Raw genomic sequence first — 23,652 nt, 5'->3', positions numbered from 1 at the left:
TTAGAGTGAAAAGCCGTACAGCACGGCGGGATTCGTGACGAGGATGCGTTCGCGCGTCGCGTCGTCGGGCGCCCAGTCGGTCAGCAGATCGAGCAGCATCGCGTCGTCGGGCTTGTGCGTTTCGGTGACGTGCGGCCAGTCGCCGCCCCACACCAGACGCTCGGGCACGGCATCGACCCAGGCGCGCGCCATCGGCGCGATATCGGCGTAACGGCCGGCGAGACCGACCGCCGAATCGAGATACGGACCGGAGAGTTTGATCCACGCGCGGCCTGCATCGGCGAGGGAGCGCACGATATCGAACGCCGCGTGCTGCATGCCGTCTTTCAGCGGCAGACGCGCGCGATGATCGAACACCATCGTGCAGGGCAGACGGCGCAGCATCGCTTCGTGCTCGACGAGTTGTTCTGCAGTCCAATGCAATTGCATATGCCAGCCGAATGGCGCGATGCGATGCGCCAGCGGCTCGACCATATCGAAGCTGACCGCCGCGTTCTTCGGCGTGTACAGCGTGAAGCGGATGCCGCCTGCGTGCAGCGCGGCGAGTTCGGCATCGGTGACGTCGGGATGCAGCACCGCGACGCCGCGCGCATTCTCGATACCGAGCTGGCGGATCGCATCGACCGTCACGGCGTTGTCGGTGCCGTAGCAGCGCGGCGTGACGATGACGACGCGCTCCGTGCCGATGCGCGCCTGTATCTTGCGATACGCGGCGACATCGGCGCCGTCGACGAAACCGTGCGCGTTCGGGTCGCTCAGAAACGCGCGGTCATAGATATGGATGTGAGAGTCGCACTTCATCGCGTTGTCTCCGGTCTGTTCTTATCGGGCGCTCGAGGCTTTTACAGTACCGCGCCTTGGGCACGCAGGGCCGCGATCTGTTCGTCGCTCAGGCCCGCTTCGCGCAGCAGCGCGTCGCTGTGCTCGCCGAATGCGGGCGCGGCGAACGGCTCGGGCAAGGGCGTCGCGCCGAAGCGTACCGGATGCTTGAAGCCGCGGTACGCGCCCACGCCCGGATACTCGTAACGCGCGACCATGTCTTCGGCCAGCACTTGCGGATCGTCGAACATGTCTTCGATGCTGCGCGCCGCCGAACACGGCACCGCTTCGCCGAACAGCGCTTCCCATTCGAGCGCGGAGCGTTGCGCGAGCGCCGCGTGCAATTGCGGCACGATTTCATCGCGATGAATCGCGCGCTTGCGCACCGTGTCGTAGCGCTCGTCGTTCGCGATTGCCTGCAAGCCGGTGAGTTCGCACAGCGATTTCCAGAAGTGCGGCGTGTTCGCGGACAGATACAGATAACCTTCGCGCGTCGGATGAATGCCGGTGATGCCGCCCGATCGCATGTCGCGGCCAACGTCCTTCGGTTCGCTGTCGGCCCAGATCATGCGCGCGGATTGCATCGTCAGCGCGCTGCGCAGCAGCGATACGCCGACATATTGCCCTTCGCCGCTCTTCTCGCGCGCGAACAGCGCCGACGCCACGCTCGACGACACCAGCGCCGCCGCATAGTAATCGACGACGGAACCGTACAGCACTTCCGGCGGGCCGTCTTTCGGGCCTTGCAGCGTGCACATGCCGGTCATCGTCTGGAGAACCTGGTCGTAGCCGGCCTTGTCCTTGTTCGGGCCGCTGTCGCCGTAACCCGTCACCGCGCAGTAGATCAGACGCGGATTGATCGCGCGCAACTGTTCATACGCGATACCGAGCCGCGCCGGCACGCTCGGGCGGAAGTTGTGCACGAGCACGTCCGCTTCCTTGACGAGCGAGATCAGCACGTCGAGCGCCTCGCGCTGTTTCAGATCGAGCACGATGCCGCGCTTGCCGCGATTCACGCCGAGAAACGCGCGGCTTTCGGCTTCGAGCGTCGACGGATATTTGCGCAGATTGTCGCCGGTCGGCGGTTCGATCTTGATGACTTCCGCGCCCTGATCTGCGAGCAGCGTGCAGCCGTACGGTCCCGCGATATACGCGCTCAGATCGAGCACGCGCACGCCGGTCAGCGGCCCGCCGCGTCCAACGTTCTGTTCCATGACTTGCGTTTCCTCTTTGATGCCTTAATTAGCGATGCTGGCCTGCTGCTCTTCCGACAGCAGCCCGAGCCGCGTCGCGTCCTGCACCAGCACGCGCGCGCTCGACGAAGGGCGGATCGATCATCCGGCCATCGACGACATAGGCGCCGACGCCTTGAGCGTCCGCATCGCGCGCGGCGACGACCACGCGCACCGCATGCGCGATGTCGTCATCGCTCGGGCGGAACACGTCGTTGGCGATCGCGATCTGGCTCGGATGAATGCAGCTCTTGCCGATGAAACCGAACGCGCGCGCCATCTGCGCTTCGGCGCGAAAGCCATCGGCGTCCTTGATGTTGGCGAACGCGGTGTCGTAGGCGAACACGCCCGCTTCGCCAGCCGCCATGCGCAGCGAAAACATCGCTTCCTGAATGGCGAAGGTCTCGCGCCGCGCGATGCCGAGCGGCTCGAACAGATCGCCCAGACCGAGCTGCAGACCCGCGACACGCGGATGCGCGCCGCCATCTCGGCCGCGAGGCGCAGCGCGCGCGGCGTCTCGACATTCAGCAGCAAGCCGATCGGCGCGGTGACGCCGTTGGCGCGTTCGGTGGCCTCCAGCGCGGCGGCGGCGGCGCGCACGTCATCGGCGGATTCGGGTTTCGGCAGATTGATCAGCGATACGCCGTTGCGCGCGACCGCGTCGATATCGGCGGCGAAATGCGGCGTGTCCAGCGCGTTGACGCGCACGATCAGCGTCTTGTCGGTGGCGAGCGCGTCGTCGGTCGCGAGCAGCGTGCGCAGATCGGCGCGCGCCTGCGGCTTGCGCTCGGGAGCGACCGCGTCTTCCAGATCGAACGAAAGTGCGTCGGCGGCGCTGGCGAGCGCCTTGGCGAAGAGTTCCGGGCGCGAGGCCGGGACGAAGAGCTTGCTTCTCATGCGTCTCCCTTCATTTTTAGATATTGCGGCCAGTCTACGGACGGCCACGTTTTAGATAAACTATCCGGTCCTATCTTTAAACCAAAGCGAATCTATCGATGGACGTCGCCTTTCTCGGCAATCTGCTGCTCGTCGTCGACACCGGCTCGATGGCCGAAGCCGCGCGTCGCGTCGGCGTGACGCCCGCCGCCATCGCCCAGCAAATGCAGGCACTGGAGCGCGAACTCGGCGTCACGCTGTTCGTGCGCGCGGGCCGCACGGTGATTCCGACCGAGGCGGGGCATCGCGTGATCGAACGCGCGCGCGGTCTGGTCGCCGATTTCGCCGATCTGAAAGCCAATGCGCTCGAAGGCGAGGCGGCGGGCGAATTGCGCATCGGCACCATTACTACCGCGCTTTTGAGTTTGCTGCCGGATACGCTCGCGAATTTCGCGCACGCTTTTCCGCGCGCCAAGGTGCTGATTCGCGCGGGCACGTCGATGGAGTTGTACGACACCTTGCAGCGCGGCGATCTCGATGCCGCCATTTGCCTGCATCCGCCGTTCGCCTTGCCGAAGGCTTACGATTGGCATCTGCTGCGCGAGGAACCGCTCGTCGTGCTCGCGCCCGCGCGGCTCGCGAAGGCCGATCCGCACGAATTGCTGCGGCGCGAACCGTTCATTCGCTACGACCGCTCGCTCGGTGGCGGCAAACAGGCCGATCAGTATTTGCGGGCAGCACGGATCGTTCCGCACGAGTTGTTCGAGCTGAACGCGCTGATGGCGATCGCGATGATGGTGGATCGCGGGCTGGGTGTGTCGCTGGTGCCGGATATCGTGTCGCCGATGACGGCGGCGCTGTCGGTCGCGCGGCTGCCTTTGCCGGTGCCGACCGAGGCGCGGCGTTTCGGCGTGGTGTGGCAACGCGCCTCGCCGCGCTGGCGGCTGATTCGCGGCCTGCTGGAATGCGCGGACGATGCTGTTGCGTCGAGTGCCGTTACGGCGAAAAAGAAACGCTAGACGATCGGCTGCGCTGCGGCGTGTTTTTCGATCAGATCGTAGACGTAGGAGCCGGGAATCGTCTCCGACTTCGACAACTCCGTGGTCACTTCGCGCAGGATGCTTTCATTGCGCTTCAGCAGCTCGAAGCAGCGTTCGTTCATCTCCCGAAGCAGCATGTCCGCCTGTTCGATCGCGCCGTCGAGTTGCAGGCTTGCCGCATCGCGCGGGAGCGCGGCGAGGCTGAACAGGCTGCCGCCGCTGCCGAAGCCCAAACGCGACACCATCTCCAGCCCGATCCGCGACGCTTCCTGCAAATCCTGCGCCGCGCCGCTCGATGCCTCGCCGAACATCAGCAGTTCCGCGTTGCGGCCGCCGAGCAGCACCATCAGTTCCTTTTCCAGCTCGCTGCGTCGGTACAGATGCTTGTCCTGCGGCTTGGTGATGAGCGCCATGCCCAGCGCGCCGCCGCGCGGCAGAATCGTCAGTTCTTCGAGCACGCCCGCGCCCAGGAGCGCCGCGACGATGCCGTGACCGGCTTCGTGCACGCCGACGCGCCGCACTTCGTCGGGATCGAGCGCCTGCTCCATGCCGCTCTTGTCGCCGATCCGCACGACCTTTATCGCCTCGCGTAGATGATCCGCGCCGACGACGCTCGCGCCCTGTTTGCGCGCGATCAGTCCCGCCTGATTGACGATCATCGACAGCGACGCCGGCGACAGCCCGACCGTCAGACGCGCGAGCTGATCGCAGTCGATATCGGCGGCGCGCGACGGCAGCTTGCCGAGGTAGTACTCGAAAATCTTCACGCGATCCGCGACGTCCGGCAGACGCACCTGCACGATGCGGTCGAAGCGTCCCGGCCGGCGCAGCGCCTCGTCGAGGTTGTCGGGGAAATTGGTCGCGGCGACCAGGATCACGCCTTCGTTCTTCTCGAAGCCGTCTATCTCCGCGAGCAGCTGATTGATGATGCGGTTGCTTTCGGCATCGGCAGAACCGGCCGCGCCGTTCGTACGCGCGTCGAGCCCGTCGGCTTCGTCGATAAAGATCACGACCGGCCCGCGCTTGCGCGCCATCCGGAACAGATGCTTGACCTTCTGGATGCCCACGCCGTAATACTTCGCGCTGAAAAAGCTGCCGGTGATGGCGATGAACTGCGCGCCGCATTCGCCCGCCAGCGCCTGCGCGAGCCGCGTCTTGCCGACGCCGGGACCGCCGGTCATCAGCACGCCGCACGGCGGACGAATGCCCATCCGCGTGAACGATTTCGGATCGCGCAAGTACGCCTTGATGTCTTCGAGCGCCGCTTTCGCTTCGCCGGCGCCGATCACGTCGTCGAACGAGACGTCGGGCGGATCGGAGAGCAGGGTGAAATCGCCCTTCATTTCGCGGCGCACGAACCAGAACATGACGCCGAGCATCAGGAGCGACACCAGCATGCTGGCCGAATCGCGCAGCGTGGCGAGCAGCGGCGCGAGCCCCGCCTGCGCGCCGACCGACGCGTTCGGCAGCCATACGAGTTGATAATCCGGCGCGGGCTCGCCCTTGGCCGGATTCAGCAGCAGCGATTGCGAAAAGGTCGCGTAGCGATCTGTGACGAAGTAGCGCTTGCCGTCTTTCGTCGACACGAGAAACGCGTCCAGCGCCACGCCGATCGCCGCGACGTGCTTCTCGTGGATATCCTCGAGCATGTGCGACGCGTCTTTCTCTGTGTGCGCCCAGAGCGTGGCGTCATGACGCATTTCGTAGGCGACGCTGGTCGACGGCAGCGGGTTTTCGGGCTTCGCGCCGTCGTCGTGCCGCAGCGCCAGCGATCCGCCGATCGCCAGCGCGGCGCTCAGCAGGACGGCCAGCGCGACGAACACGAAGCGTCGGCTGCGGCGGGTGCGGAATCTGTTCTTTCCCGGTTTCATGGGGTGTCGTCTTCGTTCGATGCTTTTGCGATGCACGCAGGCCCGCTGTCATCGTGGGCTTTTCCTCAGGCAAAAGGCCGCGAACGCGTCTTGATCGCGCGCTAATTTTAGCCATGCCGATGCCGATGCCGGGCGCAGGGTACGAATGTTGCGGGCGCCGAAAACCCATGTCCGTGCGCGGAACCGCTTATTCTCAAACCAGCGTCGCGGCGCACGACCGTGCCGAACGCCCGCCGAGGCCCGCGCCCCTTCAATTTCCCGGGATTAGCCGATACAATGGCGGCCCCCTTGCCCAGGTGGCGGAATTGGTAGACGCACTATCTTGAGGGGGTAGCGCTTAACGGCGTGCGGGTTCGAGTCCCGCCCTGGGCACCACGTATTTCTGCTGGATCTGTAGCGGCTTTCCTTGCTCGCTCGTCGTCCTCGCCGGTTTTGCCGGCACGGCCGACGCAGACACGCATCCCTTCCTCGTTTGCGCTTCGGGCACATCGAGCGTTTCTTTTCCTCTCCGAGCCGCTTTTGGCGCGATTCTGGCCAAACTTGTCATCTGGCGGGGCTTGGCTGATACTCGACAGCCGGACCACGTTTTCCCTATGTCGATTTGACGGTATTGCTCATGAGCACAATTCTCGAAGGTCTCCCGATCGGCCAAAAGGTCGGAATCGCGTTTTCTGGCGGTCTCGACACCAGCGCCGCCCTCCACTGGATGAAGCAGAAGGGCGCGGTGCCGTACGCGTACACGGCCAATCTGGGCCAGCCCGACGAGGACGATTACGATTCGATCCCGCGTCGCGCGATCGAATACGGCGCAGCGGGCGCGCGCCTGATCGACTGCCGCACGCAACTCGTCGCGGAAGGCATCGCGGCCTTGCAGGCCGGCGCGTTCCACGTTTCGACCGCCGGCATCACCTACTTCAACACGACGCCGCACGGCCGCGCCGTGACGGGTACGATGCTCGTCGCCGCGATGAAGGAAGACGGCGTCAACATCTGGGGCGACGGCAGCACGTACAAGGGCAACGACATCGAGCGTTTCTACCGCTACGGCCTGCTCGTCAATCCGGATCTCAAGATCTACAAGCCGTGGCTCGATCAGCAGTTCATCGACGAACTGGGCGGCCGCTCGGAAATGTCGGAGTTCATGCGCCAGTCGGGCTTCGCCTACAAGATGTCGGCGGAAAAGGCCTATTCGACCGATTCGAACCTGCTCGGCGCGACGCACGAAGCCAAGGATCTCGAAAGCCTCGAAAGCGGCATCCGCATCGTGAATCCGATCATGGGCGTGGCGTTCTGGCGCGACGACGTGAAGGTGGATCGCGAGGAAGTGACGATTCGCTTCGAAGAAGGCCAGCCGGTCGCGCTGAACGGTCAGACCTTCCCGAACGCGGTGGAATTGCTGCTCGAGGCGAATCGCATCGGCGGACGTCACGGGCTCGGCATGAGCGATCAGATCGAGAACCGCATCATCGAGGCGAAAAGCCGCGGTATTTATGAAGCGCCGGGTCTGGCGCTGCTGTATATCGCGTATGAACGTCTCGTCACCGGCATTCATAACGAAGACACGATCGAGCAGTATCGCGAGAACGGTCGACGTCTCGGCCGCCTGCTGTATCAGGGCCGCTGGTTCGATCCGCAAGCGATCATGCTGCGCGAAACCGCGCAACGCTGGGTCGCGCGCGCGATCACCGGCGAAGTCACGGTCGAGCTGCGTCGCGGCAACGACTATTCGATCGTCAGCACGAAGTCGCCGAATCTGACGTATCAGCCGGAGCGTCTGTCGATGGAGAAGGTCGCGTCGACGTTCTCGCCGAAGGATCGTATCGGCCAGTTGACGATGCGCAATCTCGACATCACCGATACGCGCGACAAGCTGCGCATCTATTCGCAAGTCGGTTTGCTGACGCTGGGCGAGTCGTCGGCCTTGCCGCAACTGAAGGGCGATAAGGAATAAGCTCTTTCAGGGCGCGGTAACGGGACGGTCATCGGGCTTCGGCGCGGTGGCCGTTTTTGTTTGCGCGCGCATTTCCCGCAGTACCATACTCAACATCTCTTAACCGGAACTCCGCGATGCAAGTGCTCGTCGATGCCGACGCCTGTCCGGTCGTGGTCAAGGAAATGCTGTTTCGCGCCGCGTCGAAGTCTGCGTCACGTTGGTGGCCAATCAGTATCTGTGCACGCCGCCGTCGCCGTTCATCAAGGCGATTCAGGTGCCGGCTGGTTTCGATGTCGCCGATCAGCGCGTCGTCGAGATGGCTAACGCGGGCGATCTGGTGATCAGCGCGGATATTCCGCTCGCCGCTGCCGCAATCGAAAAGGGCGCGCATGTGCTCGATCCGCGTGGCGGCTGGTTCGATCGCGAGAACATTCGCGAGCGCCTGCGGATGCGCGACGTGATGGATCAACTGCGCGCAACGGGCATCGATACCGGCGGTCCGCCGCCATACTCGCAAGCCGACGCCAAGGCTTTCGCCTCGCAACTGGATCGCTTTCTCGCGCGCCACGCCAAGCGCGGCGGCACCTGAAGCGGCGTACTTCGGACCATCCTATGTTCATCTTCGTCGCCGGTCTCGTCGTGTTCCTCGGGATGCATTCGATCTCCATCGTCGCGCCCGCGTGGCGCGATGCGCAAGTGAACCGGCTCGGCGAAGGGCCGTGGAAAGGACTGTATTCCGTCATATCGATAGCCAGCTTTATCGCGATGATCTACGGCTATGGCATGGCGCGAGCGCAACCCGTCGCGTTGTACATGCCGCCGATGGGCCTCAAGCATCTGACCTTTCTTCTGATGCTTCCCGTGTTCCCGTTCCTGATCGCCGCCTATTTTCCGGGACGCGTTCGGCGATTGGTTCGGCATCCTATGCTTTGGGCGTTGATTCTGTGGTCGGCGTCGCATCTGCTGTGCAACGGAACCCTGAACGATGTGCTGGTGTTCGGCGGATTTTTGCTGTGGGCGGTGGCGGATCTGATATCCGTGTCGTCACGCACGAAGGTGAGGGCGGTGCGAGGCGCGCCGGCATCGGCGGCGAACGATGCGATCGTGATCGTCGTGGGATTGGCGCTGTACGCGCTCATGCTGTTCTGGGCGCACGCTCATTTGATCGGCGTATCGCCGCTGGCGTGACAAAGGCCGCCATCCGTCAGGACAGCGGCCTTTTCTTCAGCTTAAGAAAGCTTACTGACCCGCCGCCGGCGAGACGATTCTCGGCGTTGCCAGCGTGTTATTGCTCTTCGGCGCTTCCTGCTTCGAGGTTGACGTGCCGTTGGTGGCGCTCGGCAGTCCGGAATTCGGGGCGCGTGCGGACATGCCGCTATCCGAGTTGGTCACGCCAGGCGAACCGTATCCGTCCGTGGCGCGATTGACCTGATTGGCCGGGCTCGCCGTGCTGCCAGTCGATCCGCCGCCGTTCGCGCCGCCTGCACCGCCAGCGGCCTGTGCATACGCTCCGCCCGACAGCGTGAGTGCGGCGACGACCGCGATGAGTGCGCCGATTGCCTTATTCATGATCAGTCCCTAATTGTATCGACATGAAATGGACGCAGACGCGATGCGCCTGCCCGACGTGCAACTGCGCAATGATCGTGCCGCGTTCTTTCGATGATGGTTCACTTTGCTTTCGCAATGGTCGATGCAACTGGCGATCCCATCGCTTGAAATAGCGCTACCGTGTCGCTCATGCGCGCGCTGCTGGCGCGTATCGTCGAGAGTCGCGCGTTGAGAAACTGCTGCTCCGCGCCACGCGCGGCGCGTAGCGGAATCGCGCCGAGACGTACGCGTGCGGCCGCATCGGACGATGCATCGTTTGCCGCGCGGCTCGCGGTATCGGCGAAGGCGAGCGCTTCGCTGTCCGTTTCGAGCGATGCCAACGTATTCGCGACATTCTGGAACGCCGACAGCACGGTCTGTTTGTATTGCGCGACGGCGGCATCGTACATGGCGATGGCCGCGCGACGTTGCGCCAGCAGCGCGCCGCCATGAAAGATCGGCTGCGACAGCGATGCGCCCACGCTCCACAACGCGCCCGCGCCGGACAGGGCCGTCGGCCAGTCGAAACCGCCGCGTCCCATCGATGCCAATATCGACAGACTCGGGAACATCTGTGCCGTCGCCACGCCCACTTGCGCGGCGGCGGCTTTCAACGCGGCATCGGCGACCTGGATATCGGGGCGAGACTGCAATAGTTCGGATGGCAAAACAATCGGTACATCCGATGGAACGCTCAGACTCGCGAGATCGAGATCGTCGGGCGTGCGGCCGAGCAAGACGGCGAGAGCATGACGCGTCGCGAGCCATTGCGCGCGCAGCCACGGTAATTGCAATGCGAGCGTCGCCGCATTCTGCCGCGCAGTCGATGCATCCGCGCGCGATGCTGAGCCCAGCGCATAGCGGCGATCCGCGTCGTGGGCGTCGTCATTGGCGAGCGCGACAAGGCGTTCGGTGATGTCGATCTGCGCATGCAGTGCCGCCGCGCCGATCGCGCCGGTGACGATATTCGCCGCGAGCGCGCGTCGCGCGGCATCGAGTTGAAACGCCTGTTGATCGACCTGCGCCGCCAGCGATGCATTCGTATAACGCGCCGCGCCGAAAATATCGAAGGTGTATTGCGCCTGAATCTGCCCGACGAACAGGTTGTACAGCGCGGTGGGCGGCCCGAAGTTCGGCACGCCGAGCCCGCGTTCGCGCGTGACCTGTCCGCCTGCATCGATCGATGGCAGCAGCGACGAACCGACTTGCGCGCGCAATTGCTCGCGCGCCGCCTGCAGGCTTTTGTCGGCGGCGGCGAGATTGGGGCTCGCGTGCAGGCCTTCATCGACGAGCGCGTTCAACGCATCCGAGCGATACAGCTTCCACCACTCCGGCACCGGTTTCGCGGCCTGCACGAAGGTCTGCGACACGCCTTCGGCCGTCACGCTCGATTGCGCTTGCGGCAGCGCGCCGTAATGCTCGGGCTGCGGCATCGCGGGCGGCTTGCCATCGGGGCCGAGCGCGCATGCCGACAGCGCGAGCGTGGCGATCGTTATTCCATATGCGCGCTTCATGACGCCGCTCCGTCGCTTTCCTCGCGCTTCACGCGGAACGATGCGGCGTAAAGCGCGGGCAGATAGAAAAGAGTGAGCACGGTCGCGCTCGTGATGCCGCCAATCAGCGCGGTCGCCATCGGGCCGAAGAAGTTGCTGCGTAAAAGCGGAATCAGCGCGAGCACGGCGGCGGTCAGCGTAATCGGCCTGAAACGCCGCACGGTAGCGCCGATGATCGCGTCATAACGCTTGTGTCCGGAGGCGATGTCCTGCTCGATCTGATCGACCAGAATCACCGAGTTGCGCATGATGATGCCGAACATCGCGATCACGCCGAGCATTGCGACGAAGCCGAACGGCTTGCCGAACAACAGCAGCGTCGCGACCACGCCGATCAGCCCGAGCGGCGCGGTGAGCACGACCATCATCACGCGCGCGAAGCTCTGCAACTGGATCATCAGCAGCGTCAGCACGACGATGATCATCACCGGCAATTGCGCATTGATCGACGTCTGTCCCTTCGCGTTCTCCTTGACCGGACCGCCCACTTCGATGCGATAGCCGACCGGCAGCGCCTGACGAATCGTATCGAGCTTTTTGTTGATGGCGTTCGTCACGTCGATGCCTTGCGCGTTGCCCATCACGTTCGCCTGCACGGTGATGGTCGGCTGACGATCGCGTTCCCAGATCACGCCGTATTCGAGCGAATCGACGACGCGTCCCAGCGCGCCGAGCGGCACGGGGCCGTTCGGCGTCGGCATCGCGAGTGTGGCGAGCTTCGACGGATCGACGCGTTCGGCATGCGGCGCGCGCAGATCGACGCTGATCAGCTTGTCGCGCTCGCGATACTGCGTGACGCTGTAGCCCGATAACGTCATCGCGAGGAAGCTGGAAATATCTTGCGACGTCACGCCCGCATCGCGCGCCTTCTGCTGATCGATCTCGAAGCGCGCCGAGCATTCGGACGGCTCGTCCCAATCGAACTGCACGTTGGTCGTGCGCGAATCGGCGCGCATATCGGCGGCGACCTGCTCGGAGACGCGACGCACGGTGGCGATATCGTCGCCGCTCACGCGAAACTGCACGGGATAGCCGACGGGCGGCCCGTTTTCCAGTCGCGACAAACGCGTGCGCACGGCGGGAAAACGTTCGCGCAGCATCGGGCCGAGCCATTGCGATAACTTCTCGCGCGCTTCGATGGACTTCGCCGTGACGACGAATTGCGCGAAGTTCGGCGTCGGCAATTGCTGATCGAGCGGCAGATAAAAACGCGGCGCGCCGGTGCCGACGAAGCTCACCACATGATCGATTTCATCGCGTCCCTTCAACGCGGCTTCGAGGCGTTTGGCTTCGCGCAAAGTCGCTTCGAACGATGCGCCTTCCTGCAAGCGCACGTCGATCAGCAACTCGGGCCGATCCGAACTCGGGAAGAACTGCTGCGGCACGAGCGTAAAGCCCGCCATCGCGATGATGAACAGCACGACCGTGATCGCCAATACGATAAAGCGACGCCGAATGCACCAGCCGACCCAGCGACGCAGACGGCCATAGAACTTCGTATCGTAAATGTCGTGATCGGGAAGATGCGCCGCCTTCTTCTTCTCCGGCAGCAATTTGTAACCGAGCAACGGAATCAGCACGACCGCCGCGAGCCATGACGCGATCAATGCGATCGCCGACACTTCGAAAATGGAGCGCGTGTATTCGCCCGTGCTGGATTTGACGAGCGCGATCGGCAGAAAGCCAGCGACGGTGACGAGGGTGCCCGTCAGCATCGGAAAGGCCGTGCTCGTGTACGCGAAGGCGGCGGCGCGCGTGCGGTTCCATCCCTGTTCGAGCTTCACGGCCATCATCTCGACGGCGATGATCGCGTCGTCGACGAGCAGGCCGAGCGCGAGAATCAGCGTGCCCAGCGAGACCTTATGCAAGCCGATATCGAACAGATACATGAACAGCGCAGTCACGGCGAGCACGATGGGAATCGAGATCACCACGACCATGCCGGTGCGCACGCCGAGCGACACGAGACTCACGATCAGCACGATGATCACCGCTTCGGCGACCGCTTCGAGGAAGTCGTCGACCGAACGCGAAACCGCGTGGGGCATGCTGGAGACTTCGGTGAGTTTGAGTCCGGCGGGAAGCTGCGCGCGCAGTTGCGTCATCTGCGCGTCGAGCGCCTTGCCGAGCCGCACGACGTCTTCGCCCGGCTGCATCGTGATGCCGATGCCGAGCACTGGCGTTCCGGCTGAACGCATCTGCGTGGCGGGCGGATCGAGATAGCCGCGCTTGATGGTCGCGATATCGCCGAGGCGGAACGAGCGGCCGTTCACGTTGATGAGCGTATCCGCGAGCGCATCGAGACTCGTGAATTGCCCGCTCGGACGCACGAACACGCGGTCGTTGGGCGTCGTCAACGTGCCTGCGGGCGACACCGCGTTCTGTCCGTCGATGGCCTGCGCGATCTGCTGCGGCGAGATGCTGAGCCGCGTCAGTTGCGTATTGGCGATCTCGACATAGATGCGCTCTTCCTGATCGCCGAAGTAATCGACCTTTCCAACGCCCGGCACGCGCAATAGCACGGTGCGCAGGGCATCGGCGTAATCGTGCAGTTGCGCGGGCGAGAAGCCATCGCCTTCCAGCGCGAAGATGTTGGTGTAGACATCGCCGAACTAGTCGTTGAAAAACGGGCCTTGCACGCCGGACGGCAGCGTCGCGGCGATATCGCCGACCTTCTTGCGAATCTGATACCACTCTTCGGGCACGTCTTTCGCGGGCGCGGAGTCCTTCATCTGAAAGAACAATAGCGATTCGCCGGGGCGCGAATAGCTGCGCATGAAGTCCGTATAAAGCGTTTCCTGCAATTTGCGCGCGATGCGATCGGTCACTTCCTCTTGCACTTGCCGCGCGGTCGCGCCGGGCCAGAACGTGCGGATGACCATCACGCGGAACGTGAACGGCGGGTCTTCCGATTGCGCGAGCTTCGTGTACGCGAGCATCCCGAAGATCGTAGCCATCGCAATGAGAAACACGACAAGCGATCGGTGCCGCAGCGCCCACGCCGACAGATTGAAACGGCTTTCCTCGTGACGATGCGCGTTGTCGTCGATGCCAGAATCGTTAGGTATGCTAATGACGTGAAATCCTCGGGATGCAGCGGCGCGACCACGCGCACCTTCTCGCCTGCCGATACCGTAGCACGCCCTGCCACACGATCCGTTCGCCCGCCTCGATGCCGCCCGATAACGTCACCGTGCGCTCGCCGTAACGCGCGACTTCCACGCGCCGCAATTCGAGCGCATCGCCAGGTTTCTTCACGATCCATACGGCCGGTTGGCCCTTGTCGTGAAACAGCGCGGTCGATGGAATCGTGAAGGCCTTGCCCGGCGCATTGGCCGCCGCGAACGCGACATCCGCCGTCATGCCGAGACGCACATCCGGCGTCGGCGATTCGAGCGTGAGCTTGGCGCGCCAGGTGCGGCTTTGCGCGTCGGCGGCGGGCGAAAGTTCGCGCATGCGCGCCTTGAAGCTGCGGCCCGGCAGCGCGGGCAAGGACACGTTCGCTTCCTGACCCACCTTGAACGCCGCCAGCGATGCTTCGGGCACGTCGCAGATCACGTCGATATCGCCACTCCACGCGAGCGTATAGACGGCTTGTCCCGCGTTGACGTTCTGCCCCGTGTCGGCCTGTTCCGCCGTGATGACGTCCGCGCGATCGGCCGTCAGCGTTGCATAGCGCAACTGATCCGCCGCGAGCCCGGCCTGCTGCTGCGTCTGATTGCGTTGCGCGAGGGCGCTTGCATAAGCGTTTTGTGTCTGTTCGAGTTGCGCGGGCGCGATCAGACTTTCAGCGGTTTGCGCGCGATCGCGATCGAGTTGCTGCTTCGCATACACGAGCTGATGCTCGGCCGCATCGAGTTGCGCGCGTGCGCTGGCGCTGTTCTTCTCGGCATCGGCGGGATCGGCTTCGCGACGACTTGGTCGGCTTTCACGCTATCGCCGAGCCGCGCGCGGCGCTCAAGAATCTTGCCGTTGATGCGAAAGGACAGCGGTGTCGAATAGCGCGACTGTACCTGACCGGGCAGCGTGGAGTTGGGCGTTTTGTTGTCGGTGAGCGCGGCCATCGCGACGACGGGACGCGGCACGGGCGCGGCGGCTTCGTGACGCTGGCAGGCGGCCAATGTTGCGAACGCGGCAGAGAGAACGATGGCGCGCGCCACGGCCGGCGCAGACGAATACAAGGGCATCACAGGAACCTCGGCGCCCGGGCCGCGCGTCTCGATGCTCGTGCGCGCGCAACAGGGCGGCATTGCCTCTGCAATGCCATTTTCGAGAAACCGCCCGCGCGCGAATACTCCGAAGAAACAGCGTGAGAGCCGCGCCAGATAAGGGTTTTAACGCTTCGTTGATGGATACGCGGTGAATTCTAATACAGAGTCGTATCCGAATGCAAAAGCGGATTTGTAAGCTTTTCGATGCTAAACTGCCAGCATGAAACCAATCCGTCTTACCCGCGAGCAGAGCCGTGACCAGACGCGTCAGCGCCTGCTCGACGCCGCGCAGGACGTTTTCACACGGAAAGGTTTCGGCGCGGCGAGCGTCGAAGATGTGGCCGCCGACGCGGGCTATTCGCGCGGCGCGTTCTATTCGAATTTCTCCAGCAAGGCCGAGTTGCTGCTCGAAGTCCTCAAGCGCGATCACGACACGATCATGCAGCGCCTCTCGTCGATCTTCGAAGACGGCGACGCGACCCGCGCGGACATGGAAGCGCATGTCCTGCAGTACTACAGCGAGTGCTATCAGAACAACGCGTGCTTTCTGCTGTGGGTCGAAGCGAAGCTGCACGCGAGCCGCGACGCGCAGTTTCGCGATGGCTTCAATGCGTTGATGCGCGAGTTGCGGCAAAGCACGACCGATTACATCAAGGCTTTTTCCGAACGCGTGGGCACGCCGCTCACCATGCCCGCCGAACAGATGGCGCTCGGCCTGATCGCGCTCTGCGACGGCGTACAGTTCTTCTACTCGTCCGATCCTCAATCTATTCCGGCGCAATTCGCCGAAGACGTGCTCGCGCAGTTCTTCAGGCGCGTCGTGTTCAACGCGCAATAACTTCGGAATCCATAGCAATGCGTTTGACCTGAACGGTCAGGCACGCCCATTGCTACCGATAACGCGATCGGCGGATTTACCCGATATCGTCACGTTCACACTGGAGAATTTACACACCCTTATAACTATCGCGCCTTCGGGTGAACACAACATCGCGCATGCATCCGGTAACCCAAAAGCCGGCCATGTGACCACGCTATACATACATAACGCTACTCGACGTATCGGATGTACTTTCGCCGGACCTCGCATCACTTCCATCCGGCGATGTAAAACTCCCGTTCGCCGCGCCATCAGCAGTATTCATGGCGCACCTAGCAGCGCGCATTCACCGGCGCTCAGCCTTCGAAAAGGAGACCCGTTCTATGAACCGACGTACTGTCCAGGTCGTGGGCAGCCTGCTGGCGGTCGTGCTCGTGGCCGTGCTTCTCGCACGCGCCATCGAACCGGGCACATGGCGCCAATATTCCGGCGATCTCGTGTACTACACGGGCCGGCATCTGCTGCTCGTCGGCATCTCGATGGCGCTCGCCGTCATTGTCGGCGTGCCCGCAGGCATTCTGTTGAGCCGTCCCGCGTTTGCGCGGCAGACCGAAAGCTTCATGCAGATCTTCAACATCGGCAATACGGTGCCGTCGCTCGTGGTGCTGGCGATCGCGCTCGGCATCTTCGGTATCGGCGATGCTCCGGCGATCACCGCGCTGTTCCTCGCGTCGCTGCTGCCGATCACGCGCAACACTTATGAAGGCATGAAGAACGTGCCCGCATCGCTGCTCGAAGCGGCGCGCGGTATCGGCATGACCGGCATGCAGTCGCTGCTGTGCGTGGAGTTGCCCAATGCGATGTCGATCATCATCGGCGGGGTTCGCACGGCGCTCGCGATCAACGTGGGCACCGCGCCGCTTGCGTATCTCATCGGCGCGGACAGTCTCGGCACGCTGATTTTCCCCGGCATCTATCTGAACAACAACCAGATGCTGCTGATCGGCGCGGCGGCCACGGCGATTCTCGCCTTGCTGCTCGATGCGATCGTGTCGGCGGCGAGCCGTCGCTGGACCACGACGCGCGAGGTGACCGCATGACGACGATTCTCCGCATGGTGAAGCGCGCACTCGTCGCGAGCGTGATGTGCGCTTGCGCGAGCGTGCCCGCGATGGCCGCGAACCTCGTCATCGGCGGCAAGAACTTTACCGAGCAATATGTGCTCGTCGAGATCACGTCGCAGTATCTGCGTTCGCGCGGCTATACGATCGATTCGCGCACCGGTCTCGGCAGCGTGCTGTTGCGCAGCGCGCAGGAAAACGGTCAGGTCGATCTGACGTGGGAATACACCGGCACGGCCGCGCTCGTCTATCACAAGCTCAAAGAGCAGATGTCGTCGGATCAGACGTACGAGAAGGTGAAGGAGCTCGACGCGAAAGAAGGGCTCGTGTGGTTGAACAAGGCGCCGCTCAACAACACGTATGCGCTTGGCCTGCCCGCCGAGGAAGCGAAGAAGACCGGCATTCGCACCATCTCGCAGCTAGCGGAAAAGCTCAAGAGCGATCCGAAAGGCACGCGTCACGTCTTCGGCATGGATGCGGAATTCGCCAATCGTCCCGATGGTCTGAAGCCGCTCGAAGCCGCCTACGATCTGCACTTCAGCCGCGCGGAAACGAAGCAGATGGACCCGGGTCTCGTCTACACGGCGTTGCATAACAATCAGATCACCATCGGTTTGATCTATACGACCGATGGCCGCGTGAAGGGCTTCGGCATCATGCCGCTGGACGACGACAAACTTCTTCCCGCCGTATAACGCGACGCCCGTCGTGCGTGCATCCGTGTTGCAGCAGAACCCTAAGCTCGCGGAGCAGTTGAACGCGCTATCGGCCACGCTCGATAACGACACGATGCTGGAGATGAACAAGCAGGTCGATATCGACGGCAAGTCGGTGCAGGCAGTCGCGGCCGAGTTCCTGCGCACGCACAAGCTGCCTTGAGGGAGGGAATCAAAAGATGAGTGTTTTCGACTATCTGCAAGCCAACTGGCCCGAGCTGCTGCAACTTACCTTGCAGCATTGCTATCTCGTCGGGCTGGCGATCGGCTGTGCGATCATAGTCGGCATGCCGTTAGGCATCCTGATTAATCGATATGAGTGGCTCGCGACGCCCTTGCTCGGTGTGGCGACGATCATTCTCACGCTGCCGTCCATCGCCCTGTTCGGCCTGATGATTCCGGTGTTTTCGCGCTTCGGCGAAGGCATCGGCGCGGTGCCGGCGATCACGGCCGTGTTCCTCTATTCGCTGCTGCCGATCATGCGCAATACGTATCTGGCGTTGAGCAACGTCGAATCGGGCATCAAGGAAGCGGGGATCGGCATCGGCATGACGGCGTGGCAACGGCTGCGTCTGGTCGAACTGCCGCTCGCGGTGCCGGTGATTCTCGGCGGCGTGCGTACGGCCGTCGTGATGAACATCGGCGTGGTGACCATTGCCGCCGTGATCGGCGCGGGCGGTCTCGGCTCGCTGATCGTGTGCGCGATCGGCCAGTCCAGCATGATGAAACTACTGGTGGTCGCGGTGCTCGTGAGCGTCCTCGCGATCGTCGCCGACTTGCTGCTGCAGGCCTTGCAGCGCGCCCTTACACCGAAAGGAGTACAAAAAACATGATCGAACTCGACCGCTTGACGAAGACCTTCACGCAGAAGGATGGTCAGAAGGTGAACGCTGTGGACTCGGTGAGCCTCAAGGTCGACGAGGGTGAGATCTGCGTGTTTCTCGGCCCGTCGGGTTGCGGCAAGACCACGACGCTCAAGATGATCAATCGCCTGATCGAGCCGACCTCGGGTCGCGTGCTGATCAACGGCGAAGACACGAGCGGCCTCAACGAAGTCGATCTGCGCCGTCATATCGGCTATGTGATCCAGCAGATCGGCCTGTTTTCGAACATGACCATCGAAGAGAACATTACGGTCGTGCCGCGCCTGCTCGGCTGGGACAAGAAGCGTTGCGCCGAGCGCGCGACCGAACTGATGTCGATGGTCGCGCTCGATCCGAAGCTGTATCTGAAGCGCTATCCGAAGGAGTTGTCGGGCGGACAGCAACAGCGGATCGGCGTGATTCGCGCGCTCGCCGCCGATCCGCCCGTGCTGCTGATGGACGAACCGTTCGGCGCGGTAGACCCGATCAATCGCGAAACCATCCAGAACGAGTTCTTCGCGATGCAGCGTCAACTCAAGAAGACCGTGATCATGGTGAGCCACGATATCGACGAAGCGATCAAGCTCGGTGATCGCGTGGCGGTGTTCCGTCGCGGCAAGCTGGTGCAATACGATCATCCCGATATGCTGCTTGCGCATCCGCGCGATGAGTTCGTCGGTCAGTTCGTCGGCGCGGACAGCACGCTCAAGCGCCTCTTGCTTGTGAAGGCGGGCGATGCTGCGTTGCAGCCCGAAACGGCGCTTGCCGATACGCCTTTGCAGAACGCCTATGCGAGCATGGACGAGCACGACAATCGTCACATGACGGTGCTCGACGGCGAGCATCGCGCGTTGGGGTTCGTGTCGCGACGCATGGCGCGCGGCGCGCCGGGCGTGTGCGCGGACAAGGTCACGCAGTTTCAGACGACCGTCTCGCCCGAAGACAATCTGCGGATCGTGCTGTCGAAGATGTATCAGTACAGTTCGAGCTGGATGCCGGTGCTCGATGCCGATGGTCACTACGTCGGCGAGGTCACGCAGGATTCGATCGCCGAATATCTGAGCTCGGGACGTTCGCGTCAGCAGACGGGGCAAATCCCTGCCGCGCGCGCGAAGGAAGCGGCGGGCGCGTAACCGTTCTACCCTCGCGACGTATCGAAGCGCTCCGCTTGCGCCGCGATACGTCGCGACAGTTTCGCCGCGCGTTGACGTCGCGCTGCATCGGCGGCATGTTCGAGCGTTTGCATGACCTCGATATGCTCGACGCCGATACGACGCTGCAACACCGCTTTTACGCGCAATGCTTCGGGCAAGAGCTAGCGCCGTCCGCTGCTTTCGAGTCCTTCGACCATGCCGTCATAAAGCCGCAACAACGCGGCGCTTCCCACTTCGCTCAACGCGAGTTCAACGTAGCGTTCCAGCACCAACAGATCGATAAGCGTCGCATGTCTTCGTTCGATATTGACGAGCGCGCCGTCCGTGAGTTGACGCGCGGCATCGTGCGACCCTTCGGCGGCTTCGGTCCAGCGCAAAAAGCTGCGACCGACCGGTTCCCACGCGGCAAGCCCATGTTGCTGCGAAATGGCGCACACCATGCGCGCCTGCTGAGCGATGCGCGCGGTGTTTTCCTCCAGCAAAAACAGCACGCACGCAAGCGCGGAAGCCGCGCATCGCGAGACCGGATCGGACTGCTGGCGCGCATCGGTCAGCGCCTGCAGCAACACCGGATGCGAAGGCGTGCGCGCGCCCGACAACCATAGCGAGATGGCCAGCGCATTGTGCGATACCGCTTCGATATAACGCGGTGCGCGCGGGGTATCGTCGTCGTCGGCTTCGATGGAATGTGCGTCGTGCGCGCGTGGCGCGAGTTCGGCGATGGCGTCTTCGTGACGACCGTCGAGCGTCATCAGCACGCCGCGCATCAGCGAGAAGCCCGGATGCGACGACGAGCCCTCGCATTCCAGCGCGATGCGTTCGCGCACCGGCGCGAGCAGGTCGGGACGATCGTCGCCGTAACCGGATTGCAGCGTGCGCAGCAGCAGGACCGTGAGCGCCGCGAGACGCATGTCGTCGTCGGCGCAGGCGGTGGCGAGATCGTAGACGCGCCACCATGCCGCGACGGTATCGGTCGGCGAGTGCTCGGGACGCATGCGCTGCCGGCCTTGCGCGAGCGCAAGCGACAGCAGCATGTGATCGCGCACCTTGAGCATCGCGCGCGTGTCGGGATGATCGATGGCGCGTGTGATCCAGTGCAGATGTTCGCTCGACAGGCTAGCATCGCTCCACAGCGTGATTGATGCTTGCAGCAGTCGCGCGGCGAGATCGATTCGTCCCGTGTCGATCGACCACGCGAGCGCGCGGCGCACATCGGCGATGGAGGTTCGCATAGTGACCTGGCGCGTGAGCCGGTCCACGATCGATTGCGCGTGACGCGCGGCCGCCGGCGCATAGTCCGCATGTTGCGCGAGCAGTGCCAGCGCGAATTCGCGCATCGCGGGCGCGATGTCCAGATGATCGTCGTCGGCTTCGGCGATGCATCCGGCGTCGATGGCGGTTTGAATTGTCGCGTCATCGTCGGTCGATGGGACCAGGCGCGCATCGGGCCACGAGAAGCTTCCGGCGAACAGGCTCAATCGACGGACCGTGACGCGGGTAGCGTCATCGAGTGCGTGAAAGGCGAACGCGACGACTGAACGCACCGCATCGACCGCATGCACCCTATTGTCACGGCGTATTTGCACGACGTTGAAGCGCTGTTCCCAGTCGATCAGCACATCGTGCAATGACGCGCGATACGACGCCGCCGCGCCGATTTGTCGTGCGGCAAGGCTGATCGCGAGCGGATTGCCCGACAGCGCGCGACAGATCGACTCGATCGTCGCATGGACAGGCGATGCATCGGCGAGCACTGGAAGCTCGCTCAGGAACAATCGGTACGCATCGGATTCGGTCGTGTCGTCATGACGATGCGTGGTCGCGAATCGCAGCGGGGCGATCGGCAACAGATACTCGCCCGAGATGAACAGCGGCCCTTCGGCGCAAACGATTACGTTGGCTTGTGTGCGCGCGATCAACGCATCGATGACGGGCGCGATGTCGTGCGCGAGATGGTCCGCGTGATCGATCACGACGAGAGCCGTTTGCGCATGGGGCAGCACGATGCCTTCGCTCGTGACGTGTGCGCCGAGATCGACCCAATGCACGCGTCCGTCGAACAGCGGTGACGTGCGGTGTGCCGCTTCTTTCGCGAGGCGCGTCTTGCCGACGCCGCGCGCGCCCATCAACGTGACGAGACGATGCTGCGGGATGCGCATGAGCAGTTCGGAAAGCTCGGCGTCGCGTCCGATGAGCGGCGTGCGTTCCGGTGCCTGCGCGGTGCTTTCGTGACTGTGCGTCGATGCGGGGACATGCGGCGCATCGGGCGGGCGCGTGTCGTTGCTTGACGAGGCGAGCGCGTCGCGGATTTCGTACCACTCGGTCGCGAGCCGATAGCCGCGTCGCGGCACGGTTTCGATCAGATCGCGGTCTTCGCCGAGCGCGCGACGCAGTTGCGACACGAGCGCCTGCACGCTGTTGTTCGCGACCACGGACGAGGAGGGCGACGAACCGTGCTGCAACTCGCCGACGGGCACGATGCGGCCGCGCGCATCGACGAGCGCGATCAGCACGTCCATTGCGCGATCGTTGATCGGTACGGGACGTCCGTCGAGCGTCAGCGTCAGCGTGCGCGTGGCGCGTTGCAGCGCGAAGCGGCCGAAGAGCGTGATGCGCTCGGCGGCGGCGAGCATCGTTTCTTGTTCTTTCATGCAACCGGGGGTGGGCGGGTTCTTGACGAACCTGGACTTTGGGGGCGTCGGAGACGCGCATTGTCCGGTTGATTTGTGTGGTCGACGTGACTATCGCACATTGTTCTTTTTGTTGTTGTTTTCTGTGGGTCTATTGTTGCTGCGTTTTATGCAGTAACCGCCTTCCCGGCGGATGGGTTACTTTCTTTGCGGCGGCAAAGAAAGTAACCAAAGAAAGCCGCTTGGCCGATCCTAAGCACCTTCTTGAGCGGCCCCGGCACAGGACTTTCTATTTGGCACAGCAGTAGCGAGTGCTCTTGCGGTACGTTCGGACGCTGGTTCCCATGCGATTAGCGCTTTCTCGCCCACCTCGGTAACGGTCCCCTTTGGCTTACTCCGGCCTCGCTGCGCGGCCGGTTTAGGGCCGTTCAGGCAACCGGCAGGGAATCACCGAAACGACCTCGAATAACTCAACGGTTTAATCGCTATTCGGCCCTACCTCGGTCAGCGCTCCAACGAAGGAAAGCCGCCGCGTTGCGCATGAGCCAAGATGCCTTAAAGCTTTAGCGCTTAAGGCACTAACGCGCAGCCCGCATGGTCTGCTGCGGATCCCCTTGCGAGAGCAATTAAACGTTCATCGAAACGCTAATCGAGGTAGGGCCGAATAACGATAAATCGATGCCGTGTTCGAGGTCGTTTCGCCAATCACCTGCCGGTTGCTCATACGTACCTAAACCGGCCGCGCAAGCGGGCCGGAGTAAGCCGAAGTGGGCCGTTACCTTGTCAGGCGAGAAAGCACTAATCGCATAGGAACCAGCGCGTGTACGCGCCACAAAGACACTCGCTATTGCTGTGCCAAGTCTAAAGTTCTGTGCCGGGGCCGGCCAAGAAGGTGCTTAGGATCGGACAAGCGGCTTTCTTTGGTTACTTTCTTTGCCGCCGCAAAGAAAGTAACCCCCCCCCGCCGGGAAGGCGGCTACTGCAAAAGAAAGCAAGCAAAGAGAACCATCGGCACCAAACACACGCCCAGTCCACGTTTATCGCTCAAGCCCTCAACCAAACAAACTCCCCCGCAGCAATCCCCTCAAACCGTTCATCACTAGGCTCTGTTCACATTTGAAGAAATGTGTTTACATCTCATCTTTTGCGTAAGCGATCAAGATGAGTCGAATGTTGCTGACCGATGAGATATGGGGACGACTGGAGTCCATTGTTCCGGGTAA

General features: G+C 63.0%; 14 protein-coding genes, 1 tRNA gene and 5 pseudogenes. 10 read left to right on the top strand and 10 right to left on the bottom strand.

Going from position 1 to position 23,652, the window contains the following annotated elements; all coding sequences use genetic code 11:
* From BVER_RS06065 to BVER_RS06055, 3 genes and pseudogenes are all read right to left on the bottom strand, one after another.
* Complete coding sequence (locus BVER_RS06065) at nucleotides 1-801, bottom strand: amidohydrolase family protein (protein WP_050452516.1); 801 nt, start codon at nucleotides 799-801, stop codon at nucleotides 1-3.
* A gap of 41 nt (nucleotides 802-842) precedes the next feature.
* Nucleotides 843-2,033: a CaiB/BaiF CoA transferase family protein gene (locus tag BVER_RS06060; protein WP_050452515.1), complete on the bottom strand. Its 1,191-nt coding sequence runs from the start codon at nucleotides 2,031-2,033 to the stop codon at nucleotides 843-845.
* Between the two features lie 24 nt (nucleotides 2,034-2,057).
* Nucleotides 2,058-2,948, bottom strand: a pseudogene (locus BVER_RS06055) (HpcH/HpaI aldolase/citrate lyase family protein).
* Between the two features lie 98 nt (nucleotides 2,949-3,046).
* Between BVER_RS06055 and BVER_RS06050 the strand changes: the two are divergent.
* On the top strand, nucleotides 3,047-3,946 hold the full coding sequence (locus BVER_RS06050; RefSeq protein ID WP_050452514.1) for a LysR family transcriptional regulator: 900 nt from the start codon (nucleotides 3,047-3,049) through the stop codon (nucleotides 3,944-3,946).
* Here the strand turns inward: BVER_RS06050 and BVER_RS06045 are convergent.
* Complete coding sequence (locus BVER_RS06045; RefSeq protein ID WP_050452513.1) at nucleotides 3,943-5,838, bottom strand: AAA family ATPase; 1,896 nt, start codon at nucleotides 5,836-5,838, stop codon at nucleotides 3,943-3,945. The genes BVER_RS06050 and BVER_RS06045 overlap by 4 nt on opposite strands.
* A gap of 290 nt (nucleotides 5,839-6,128) precedes the next feature.
* Here BVER_RS06045 and BVER_RS06040 point away from each other — a divergent pair.
* The 4 genes and pseudogenes from BVER_RS06040 to BVER_RS06025 all read left to right on the top strand — a co-directional run bounded on the left by BVER_RS06040 (nucleotide 6,129) and on the right by BVER_RS06025 (nucleotide 8,959).
* Nucleotides 6,129-6,213, top strand: a tRNA-Leu gene (locus BVER_RS06040).
* 241 nt (nucleotides 6,214-6,454) lie between these two features.
* Nucleotides 6,455-7,789, top strand: coding sequence for an argininosuccinate synthase (argG, locus tag BVER_RS06035; protein ID WP_050452512.1), 1,335 nt, complete (start codon nucleotides 6,455-6,457; stop codon nucleotides 7,787-7,789).
* A 116-nt stretch (nucleotides 7,790-7,905) separates the two neighbouring features.
* A pseudogene (locus BVER_RS06030) lies at nucleotides 7,906-8,360 on the top strand (YaiI/YqxD family protein).
* 23 nt (nucleotides 8,361-8,383) lie between these two features.
* The gene (locus BVER_RS06025; RefSeq protein ID WP_050452511.1) at nucleotides 8,384-8,959 is read left to right on the top strand and encodes an NnrU family protein; all 576 of its coding nucleotides are present in this window, start codon (nucleotides 8,384-8,386) and stop codon (nucleotides 8,957-8,959) included.
* Between the two features lie 51 nt (nucleotides 8,960-9,010).
* On the opposite strand, the gene BVER_RS06020 is transcribed toward BVER_RS06025, so the two are convergent.
* The 4 genes and pseudogenes from BVER_RS06020 to BVER_RS06005 all read right to left on the bottom strand — a co-directional run.
* The gene (locus BVER_RS06020; RefSeq protein WP_050452510.1) at nucleotides 9,011-9,340 is read right to left on the bottom strand and encodes a hypothetical protein; all 330 of its coding nucleotides are present in this window, start codon (nucleotides 9,338-9,340) and stop codon (nucleotides 9,011-9,013) included.
* Between the two features lie 101 nt (nucleotides 9,341-9,441).
* Nucleotides 9,442-10,875, bottom strand: a complete 1,434-nt coding sequence (locus tag BVER_RS06015) for an efflux transporter outer membrane subunit (RefSeq protein WP_050452509.1) — start codon at nucleotides 10,873-10,875, stop codon at nucleotides 9,442-9,444.
* Nucleotides 10,872-13,964, bottom strand: a pseudogene (locus BVER_RS06010) (efflux RND transporter permease subunit). The gene BVER_RS06015 and the pseudogene BVER_RS06010 overlap by 4 nt, the downstream one beginning before the upstream one ends.
* A 23-nt stretch (nucleotides 13,965-13,987) precedes the next feature.
* Nucleotides 13,988-15,101, bottom strand: a pseudogene (locus tag BVER_RS06005) (efflux RND transporter periplasmic adaptor subunit); the annotation flags it as partial.
* A gap of 244 nt (nucleotides 15,102-15,345) precedes the next feature.
* Between BVER_RS06005 and BVER_RS06000 the strand changes: the two are divergent.
* The 5 genes and pseudogenes from BVER_RS06000 (at nucleotide 15,346) to BVER_RS05980 (ending at nucleotide 19,778) form a co-directional block, all read left to right on the top strand.
* Entirely contained in the window at nucleotides 15,346-15,963 is a 618-nt protein-coding gene (locus BVER_RS06000) for a TetR/AcrR family transcriptional regulator (protein WP_050452508.1), read from the top strand.
* 365 nt (nucleotides 15,964-16,328) lie between these two features.
* Nucleotides 16,329-17,045, top strand: a complete 717-nt coding sequence (locus BVER_RS05995) for an ABC transporter permease (protein WP_050452507.1) — start codon at nucleotides 16,329-16,331, stop codon at nucleotides 17,043-17,045.
* Nucleotides 17,042-17,945 (top strand): annotated as a pseudogene (locus BVER_RS05990) (glycine betaine ABC transporter substrate-binding protein). The gene BVER_RS05995 and the pseudogene BVER_RS05990 overlap by 4 nt, the downstream one beginning before the upstream one ends.
* Nucleotides 17,946-17,961: 16 nt before the next feature.
* Nucleotides 17,962-18,615, top strand: coding sequence for an ABC transporter permease (locus BVER_RS05985; protein WP_050452506.1), 654 nt, complete (start codon nucleotides 17,962-17,964; stop codon nucleotides 18,613-18,615).
* Entirely contained in the window at nucleotides 18,612-19,778 is a 1,167-nt protein-coding gene (locus tag BVER_RS05980) for an ABC transporter ATP-binding protein (RefSeq protein WP_050452505.1), read from the top strand. The genes BVER_RS05985 and BVER_RS05980 overlap by 4 nt, the downstream gene beginning before the upstream one ends.
* A 5-nt stretch (nucleotides 19,779-19,783) precedes the next feature.
* On the opposite strand, the gene BVER_RS31200 is transcribed toward BVER_RS05980, so the two are convergent.
* Complete coding sequence (locus BVER_RS31200) at nucleotides 19,784-19,957, bottom strand: hypothetical protein (RefSeq protein WP_157055939.1); 174 nt, start codon at nucleotides 19,955-19,957, stop codon at nucleotides 19,784-19,786.
* 3 nt (nucleotides 19,958-19,960) lie between these two features.
* Nucleotides 19,961-22,450, bottom strand: coding sequence for a winged helix-turn-helix domain-containing protein (locus BVER_RS05975; protein ID WP_050452504.1), 2,490 nt, complete (start codon nucleotides 22,448-22,450; stop codon nucleotides 19,961-19,963).
* Nucleotides 22,451-23,652: the final 1,202 nt, after the last annotated feature.

This window comes from Candidatus Burkholderia verschuerenii, from assembly GCF_001189365.1.
Classification (GTDB): domain Bacteria; phylum Pseudomonadota; class Gammaproteobacteria; order Burkholderiales; family Burkholderiaceae; genus Caballeronia; species Caballeronia verschuerenii.
The sequence above is the reverse complement of the archived record's forward strand: the minus strand, read 5'-3'. Positions and strand labels throughout refer to the sequence as shown.